The sequence below is a fragment of the Acidithrix ferrooxidans genome, from assembly GCF_000949295.1.
Taxonomy (GTDB): Bacteria; Actinomycetota; Acidimicrobiia; order Acidimicrobiales; family Acidimicrobiaceae; genus Acidithrix; species Acidithrix ferrooxidans.
Genome location: NZ_JXYS01000055.1, coordinates 1 through 7,161 on the forward strand (window position 1 = coordinate 1; position 7,161 = coordinate 7,161).

Consider the following 7,161-nt stretch of genomic DNA (forward strand, 5'->3'; position numbering starts at 1 on the left):
CAACTAACTGATAAGTATCAAATAACTTAGGTACTTACTAGCCAAAGCCAAAGACACATATCACCTCTTAGAGAAACGAAGACACCTGTTCTTATGAATTCGATCAACAACTTCTAAACAAGTACAGACCTAATCAATTCAAAAATTTTGAGAAACTCAAAAAAACAGTAATTAGCTTGAATTAAGCTTTTTCATCAATTTCGATGGAGAGTTTGATCCTGGCTCAGGACGAACGCTGGCGGCGTGCTTAACACATGCAAGTCGAACGGTTTATAAGGGCTTGCCCTTATAGATAGTGGCGAACGGGTGCGTAACACGTGAGCAACCTGCCCCAAAGTTTGGAATAACACCGGGAAACCGATGCTAATACCAAATATGCTCACACTATCACAAGATAGAGTGAGGAAAGTTTTTCGCTTTGGGAGGGGCTCGCGGCCTATCAGCTTGTTGGTGAGGTAACGGCTCACCAAGGCATCGACGGGTAGCTGGTCTGAGAGGACGATCAGCCACACTGGGACTGAGACACGGCCCAGACTCCTACGGGAGGCAGCAGTGGGGAATATTGCGCAATGGGCGAAAGCCTGACGCAGCAACGCCGCGTGGAGGATGAAGGCCTTAGGGTCGTAAACTCCTTTCAGCAGGAACGAAAATGACGGTACCTGCAGAAGAAGCTCCGGCCAACTACGTGCCAGCAGCCGCGGTAATACGTAGGGAGCAAGCGTTGTCCGGATTTATTGGGCGTAAAGAGCTCGTAGGCGGCTTGGCAAGTCGGATGTGAAACCCCCAGGCTTAACCTGGGGCCGCCATTCGATACTGCTATGGCTTGAGTTCGGTAGGGGATTGTGGAATTCCCGGTGTAGCGGTGAAATGCGCAGATATCGGGAGGAACACCAATGGCGAAGGCAGCAATCTGGGCCGACACTGACGCTGAGGAGCGAAAGCGTGGGGAGCAAACAGGATTAGATACCCTGGTAGTCCACGCCCTAAACGTTGGGCACTAGGTGTGGGACCTACTTCGACGGGTTCCGTGCCGTAGCTAACGCATTAAGTGCCCCGCCTGGGGAGTACGGCCGCAAGGCTAAAACTCAAAGGAATTGACGGGGGCCCGCACAAGCGGCGGAGCATGTGGCTTAATTCGATGCAACGCGAAGAACCTCACCTGGGCTTGACATGTTGGGAAAAGCCGTAGAGATACGGTGTCCATTAGGGCCCTTCACAGGTGGTGCATGGCTGTCGTCAGCTCGTGTCGTGAGATGTTGAGTTAAGTCCCGCAACGAGCGCAACCCTTGTCTTATGTTACCAGCGAGTAATGTCGGGGACTCATGAGAGACTGCCGGGGTCAACTCGGAGGAAGGTGGGGATGACGTCAAGTCATCATGCCCCTTATGTCCAGGGCTGCACACATGCTACAATGGCCGGTACAGAGGGTCGCAATCCCGCGAGGGGGAGCTAATCCCACAAAGCCGGTCTCAGTTCGGATCGCAGTCTGCAACTCGACTGCGTGAAGCCGGAGTCGCTAGTAATCCCGAATCAGCATTGTCGGGGTGAATACGTTCCCGGGCCTTGTACACACCGCCCGTCACACCACGAAAGTCGGCAACACCCGAAGCCGGTGGCCCAACCAGTAATGGAGGGAGCCGTCGAAGGTGGGGTCGGTGATTGGGGTGAAGTCGTAACAAGGTAGCCGTACCGGAAGGTGCGGCTGGATCACCTCCTTTCTAAGGAGCTGTCATAGCTAGGTCCATGACATATCAACTAGCAATAGTAGATAAAACGTTCGAAAACGGCAATTACGCCAAGTACAACGGTCATGGGTTCCTTAGATATGTCGAAGAACTGACTGTATATGAAAATGCATGCCATATGAGTCAAATTATGTGGACCATCCTATTTCGTTACCAAGGAGCGACCAATTCGCTCATTGAGAAACCTATAGCGAGCACGAGCAACTTTATTCTCCAAGTTATAAAGAGCCAACGGTGGATGCCTTGGCGCCTGATGCCGATGAAGGACGTGGATGGCTGCGAAAAGCCACGGGTAGCTGCCTATCTAGCTTTGATCCGTGGATATCCGAATGGGGAAACCCGCCATGAGTAGTCATGGCACTCTGGCCTGAATATATAGGGTCAGTAGAGGGAACCGGGGGAATTGAAACATCTAAGTACCCCGAGGAAGAAAAAACAACATGTGACTCCCTTAGTAGCGGCGAGCGAAAAGGGACCAAGCCTAAACCCAACTGGTGTGATAGCCTGACAGCGTTGCCAGTTGTGGGGTCGTGGGAACTATGACGTTTAGCTATGTCAGAAGCTAAGAAAGAGTTACAAAGTCGATACCTAGCAGAATCGTTATGGAAATCTTAGCCACAGAGGGTAATAGCCCCGTATGTTAAAGGTATTCGACCTCTTTTGTTTAGTCTCCCAAGTAGCGCCGGATCCGGGAAAGCCGGCGTGAATCTGCGAGGACCACCTCGTAAGGCTAAGTACATATCAGGCGACCGATAGTGAACTAGTACCGTGAGGGAAAGGTGAAAAGCACCCCGGGAGGGGAGTGAAATAGATCCTGAAACCGTTGGTTTACAATCAGTCAAAGCTAGGCAACTAGCGATGGCGTGCCTTTTGAAGAATGAGCCAGCGAGTTACGGTGTGTGGCGAGGTTAACCAGTGATGGGTAGCCGGAGCGAAAGCGAGTCTGAATGGGGCAATTTAGTCGCACGCTGTAGACCCGAAGCCGAGTGATCTATCCATGGGCAGGCTGAAGCGGGAGTAAGACCCCGTGAAGGGCCGAACCCACCATAGTTGAAAATATGGGGGATGACCTGTGGATAGGGGTGAAAGGCCAATCAAACTCGGTGATAGCTGGTTCTCCCCGAAATGCATTTAGGTGCAGCGTCAGATGATCAGCGTTGGAGGTAGAGCACTGGATGGGCGATGGGGCTTCACCGCCTACTGACCTCAACCAAACTCCGAATGCCAACGCTTCAACAGTCTGGCAGTGAGACCACGAGGGATGAGCTTCGTTGGTCGAAAGGGAAACAACCCAGACCGTCAGCTAAGGCCCCTAATTCTTGGCTAAGTGGTAAACGATGTGGGATCGCGAAAACAACCAGGAGGTTGGCTTAGAAGCAGCCACCCTTCAAAGAGTGCGTAATAGCTCACTGGTCGAGTGATCCCGCGCGGACAATTTAACGGGGCTCAAGCCAAGAGCCGAAGCTACGGACTTCCTATTTATAGGGAGTGGTAGGGGAGCGTCGAATCAAGCTGTGAAGCAGAGGTGGAAACCATTCTGTGGAGCTGATTCGAGTGAGAATGCTGGCATAAGTAGCGAGAGAGGAGTGAGAAACTCCTCCGCCGAAAACCCAAGGGTTCCTGGGCAAGGCTAATCCGCCCAGGGTGAGTCGGGAGCTAAGACGAGGCCGAGAGGCGTAGCCGATGCACAACTGGTTTATATTCCAGTACCACGACAGATGCGTTATTCAGCGATGGAGGGACGCAGGAGGATAGGTGATCCCGGGTGTTGGTTATCCCGGGGAAAGCGTGTAGGAGAGGGCCCAGGCAAATCCGGTCCCTATAAAACTCCAAGGCGTGATTCCGAGCCGATTCAGGCGAAGTCATTGATTCCAAGCTGCCAAGAAAAGCTTCTAGTGAGTATCTGTGGTGCCCGTACCCCAAACCGACACAGGTGGGTAGGTAGAAAATACTAAGGCGATCGGGAGAACTGTGGTTAAGGAACTCGGCAAAATACCTCCGTAACTTCGGGAGAAGGAGGGCCCATTAGGTGAGGAGATTTACTCTCCGTAGCTCAAGTGGGCCGCAGAGAATCGGGGGAAGCGACTGTTTACTAAAAACACAGCAGCGTGCAAAGTCAAAAGACGACGTATACGCTGTGACGCCTGCCCGGTGCCGGAAGGTTACGGGGAAGGGTTAGCCCTAAAAAGCGAAGCTCTGAACCTAAGCCCCGGTAAACGGCGGCCGTAACTATAACGGTCCTAAGGTAGCGAAATTCCTTGTCGGGTAAGTTCCGACCTGCACGAATGGCGTAACGACTTCCCTACTGTCTCAACCACAGACCCGGCGAAATTGAACTACGAGTAAAGATGCTCGTTAGCTGCATAAGGACGGAAAGACCCCGTGGACCTTTACTGTAGCTTGATGTTGATCTTTGGTACAGATTGTGTAGGATAGGTGGGAGCCTATGAAGCGAAAGCGCTAGCTTTTGTGGAGGCATCCTTGAAATACCACCCTGTTTGTATTGAGGTTCTAACCTAGATCCGTTATCCGGATCGGGAACAGCGTCAGGTAGGCAGTTTGACTGGGGCGGTCGCCTCCTAAAGTGTAACGGAGGCGCCCAAAGGTTCCCTCAGACTGGTTGGCAATCAGTCGTTGAGTGCAATGGCAAAAGGGAGCTTGACTGCGAGACTTACAAGTCGAGCAGATGCGAAAGCAGGGCATAGTGATCCGGCGGTAGCGTGTGGAAGCGCCGTCGCTCAACGGATAAAAGGTACCCCGGGGATAACAGGCTCATCTTCCCCAAGAGTCCATATCGACGGGAAGGTTTGGCACCTCGATGTCGGCTCGTCGCATCCTGGGGCTGTAGTAGGTCCCAAGGGTTGGGCTGTTCGCCCATTAAAGCGGTACGCGAGCTGGGTTTAGAACGTCGTGAGACAGTTCGGTCCCTATCCGATGCAGCCGCAGGAGACCTGAGGAAGGCTGTCCCTAGTACGAGAGGACCGGGACGGACGTAGCTCTTGTGTGCCAGTTGTCCCGCCAGGGGCATGGCTGGTTAGCAACCTACGGAAGGGATAAGCGCTGAAAGCATATAAGCGCGAAGCTCTTTCCAAGATGAGGTCTCCCACAGGGTTAACCTGGTAAGGCCCGTGGCAGACTACCACGTTGATAGGCCGGAAGTGTAAGTGTGGCAACACATTCAGCTGACCGGTACTAATCGGCCGAGGGCTTGGAGCTAAATATAAAGCTCGTGCTCGCTATAGGTAGCTCGATGATTCGAGCAACCAAGATATTCCGGTGGCCATAGCGGCGGGGAAACACCCGTTCCCATTCCGAACACGGAAGTAAAGACTGCCAGCGCCGATGGTACTTGGGGGGCAACTCCCTGGGAGAGTAGGACGCCGCCGGATATATATTTGATAAATGAGCGAAGCTACATTGGTAGCTTCGCTCATTTTGGTTTAATTCGTTTTTGCAGTGGTGGTGCTTTTAGTTTTCACTTCCACTCGGTATATCCTTGATGGTGATTTGTATATCTATATTTTGGGGTGACGTTTGAGAGCGCGATCGCGTCGGTTCTTCTATCAAAGTTGGTTAGTCGGATTAGCTGTGTTGGCTGGTGCCTGCGGTAATACTGCTACGACCTTAGCGAAGGTTTCAACAGCGCCTAGGCCTGGTAGTACGTCGTCTTCTACCGCGCTTTCAATTTCTGGGTCGCTCCCTGGTCAAGGTGGTGGAGGTACTACTTCGACTTCGCCTTCTTTTTCTCATGGCGTTAGTGGTTTGCTTGGTGGGCTGCATTGGATCATAGCGGCGAATGTAATTGGCCTCTTGGACAAGAACGGTAGTAATGCTTTGGCGCGGCGAGCTTTTGATAATTCGAATACCAATATATTGCTGAATGGTAATGTTCTGCCCAGCCAACTTGCTAATTGGGGATCTACATTTACTATCGATCTTCGGTCTGTTCTTGGTGTTAGCGCTTCGCAGCTGAGTTCTTCGAAGAATGCCGGCTTTGGTTCTGTTCTTTATGATCCTGAGCATTGGAGCTTTACTCCGATTTCTGAGCAAGAGAATGTTTCGTTAGCGACTGGGAGTCTTGTTCGATTGGCTCAGCCGTCGAATCTTTCTGTTATTGTCGCTCCGGGTTTGGATCTCATGGCACTTTCGTCGCCGGGCGAGAATCGTGCAAGTGCCTTTTTGGCCTCGGGATTGATTCAATCTATCTCTAAGGTGGCCTTCGGAATAGTGATTCAGAGCCAATCCATGGAGACCTCCGTTGCGGTCTATTCTAGATTCGTAAAACAGGCCGCTGAGCTGGCCCGGAGTGTGAATCCGACCATTTCGATCTATGCCGGTCTTTCGACGGGGCCAAATGGTCAAGTTGTGTCAAGTTCCCAGTTGGTGCGTGATGTGGCGGCTACACACTCCTTTGTCTTAGGTTATTGGCTGAATGTTCCGGGGCAGGGCCCGTCTTGTCCTAAATGCGCTGTTGCTAACCCAGAGGTTGCGGTTGGCCTCCTTGATGCGTTGGCGTAGTGGTACCGTCAGCCATTGTGATAGTTATTTATGGTGATTATCGCAATTCTGGTAGTTCGACTCTTGAATTCTAAGTGTGACTCTACAACAGGCGATTCTTGATTTGTTGATTCGACCAGACGGTAGCGCTAGGGTCAGTGCCGACTTTTACCTAGAAAAATTAGCTGGTCCTAAGGTTTGATTCCCAGTGCTCGCTTTATTTGTACACATTCGGAGATCCCGTCCGAAGAGGGTTTGATTCGTAACGTTGACGGGGCGATCTCACATGCTGGTCTGAGTGCTGAGAATGGTTTTGTAAGCTCGGTGCAGCGGGTAAAGATAGACGTCCTTCACCGGTAGTGCTTTGGCATGGGTGCGGTCTAGCTTGCCGCGACCTTGGGTCTTGCCGACTTGGATCCAATTGGCTGCTCGGTAGCTGGTACCAGCAAAGCGACCAGTCTCGACAAAGGTCTCGACGAGCACCGGGGCATAGCCATAGGCGACCTGCCAGTCATCACGCAGGCGTCGGGTAACTTTGGCGAGGATCTTGGAGGCGAGGTTGGGAACCTGGATATAAGGCAGGATGAGAAAGCGCGCGTTGCCCACCACGAGGTGCAGCCGGGAACGACGAGTCTTGTCGTCCCAGCCGATATGGGTGTCACGAGGAGCGCACTTCCAGGCCGACGCACCAAAGGAGAGTGCAGACACAAAGCCACAGTCGGCTTCTACCAGATATCGCAGTTGTGCACCAGCGAGAGGCACGTATCCGAGGTAGTGGTAGCTCGCGATGGTTTGGTTCCAGATCGCAGAGGCTTTCTTGGTCTGAACCAGGTGTATGCGGAGATCTCCGATCTGAGACAGTGTGCTCGGAGACATGTCGGGGAGGAGCAGTTGGGCATTAGGACTCTGGTAGCGAACA

General features: G+C 52.4%; 2 protein-coding genes and 3 rRNA genes. 4 read left to right on the forward strand and 1 reads right to left on the reverse strand.

What is annotated here, in order from left to right; genetic code table 11:
- Window positions 1-200 precede the first annotated feature (200 nt).
- The 4 genes from AXFE_RS08835 (at window position 201) to AXFE_RS08850 (ending at window position 6,263) form a co-directional block, all read left to right on the forward strand.
- Window positions 201-1,718, forward strand: a 16S ribosomal RNA gene (locus tag AXFE_RS08835).
- Between the two features lie 238 nt (window positions 1,719-1,956).
- Window positions 1,957-4,961 (forward strand): 23S ribosomal RNA (locus AXFE_RS08840).
- 56 nt (window positions 4,962-5,017) lie between these two features.
- Window positions 5,018-5,134: ribosomal RNA gene (gene rrf, locus AXFE_RS08845) — 5S ribosomal RNA — on the forward strand.
- The 16S, 23S and 5S rRNA genes sit together here, the layout of an rRNA operon.
- 145 nt (window positions 5,135-5,279) lie before the next feature.
- Complete coding sequence (locus AXFE_RS08850) at window positions 5,280-6,263, forward strand: hypothetical protein (protein WP_052605514.1); 984 nt, start codon at window positions 5,280-5,282, stop codon at window positions 6,261-6,263.
- Between the two features lie 261 nt (window positions 6,264-6,524).
- Here AXFE_RS08850 and AXFE_RS08855 read toward each other — a convergent pair.
- Window positions 6,525-7,161, reverse strand: a 637-nt coding sequence (locus AXFE_RS08855; protein ID WP_200891239.1) for a Druantia anti-phage system protein DruA, incomplete at its 5' end; no start/stop codon positions are given.